Origin of the sequence: Lactiplantibacillus sp. 7.2.4 (assembly GCF_018991185.1) — a bacterium.
In the GTDB taxonomy this organism is placed as follows: Bacteria; Bacillota; Bacilli; order Lactobacillales; family Lactobacillaceae; genus Lactiplantibacillus; species Lactiplantibacillus pentosus.
Genome location: NZ_JAGYGS010000141.1, coordinates 1 through 1,087 on the forward strand (window position 1 = coordinate 1; position 1,087 = coordinate 1,087).

Sequence of the window (1,087 nt, forward strand, 5' to 3'; positions counted from 1 at the left end):
ATAGTTAGCAGTATGAATGCAAAAAATGTCATAGGCCAAGAAAATAAGATAGGCAAAGTCATCTTTGTCCCTCCTTTGTAATTTTTATCAAATTTCAAACGTATTAGTAAATAAAATAGTAGACTATATAAATTATAGCCTACCATTTTATTTGCATTTATGCATTTTGTTCAATTAACAAGTGAAAGGCTTTAGCAGTATCTTTAGCTTCACTGTCAGTATAGGAAGAATATTTTGACATTTTGAATTTTTTAAAAGCATCTAAAGCTTTCTTATAAGCAACTCCCCAAGATCCTTTGCCTCCAGTTAAAAGAATATAAGTGTCGTTTTCTAAAGTTGTTAAATTGTCATCAAAACGGTTCCCTAAATAGGAATTAAAGCGAACGGAACTTTCATTACCAGTATAGTAATTTTCAATAATTTTAGAAACAGTCAGATTTGTTTGGGTTTTAATTGTACTATAAATATTAAGTGCATCTAAATCATCTAATAAATCTTCGCGTCCAAACTGACCTTTCTTTCCTACATAGGCAACAGCGGCTTCATAAAAAGAATTATAGTTTTTTTGGTTAACATGTGCATCTTCAATACTTGTTAAAAGATCTCCACACCAACCTCCCAGGTCTTGGATTCCTGAAGCTGATTGTGGTTCACCCCAAAATAAAAGCGAATTTAGAGAAGCCATCATATGAGGTAAACCAATTTCAATGCCGGTTGAATTGTCATGAAGGGCTTTAAAATCTTTTTCGCTAGAAATATTCAATGATGAATTGATCATTGCTAACCATCCACTATTCAACCCTCCGGCTACAGGGATCCAGCTTGCCGATGAATAAGAATACTGTCTATAAAATTGTGCAATTAATTGTGCTACTGAAGTTTTAATGTTTGTACTGTGAATATAATTGTTTGCTTCTTCCTCTACCTTCTGTAATTGATTAAAAAAGGCAGAGTTTGGATTTTTGTTTATCTTGTTAACCTTAGAAAACCCATAATCTTTTCCTGATATTGCAACTTGATCCATATCAATGCCAGTAGAAGCACCTGTAAACTCATTAAATTGATCGAAACTCCAATTTTTAGGCAT

At 32.6% G+C, this 1,087-nt stretch carries 1 pseudogene; it reads right to left on the minus strand.

Going from position 1 to position 1,087, the window contains the following annotated elements:
- Positions 1-157: 157 nt before the first annotated feature.
- Positions 158-1,087, minus strand: a pseudogene (locus KGF70_RS16900) (peptidoglycan-binding protein); the annotation flags it as partial.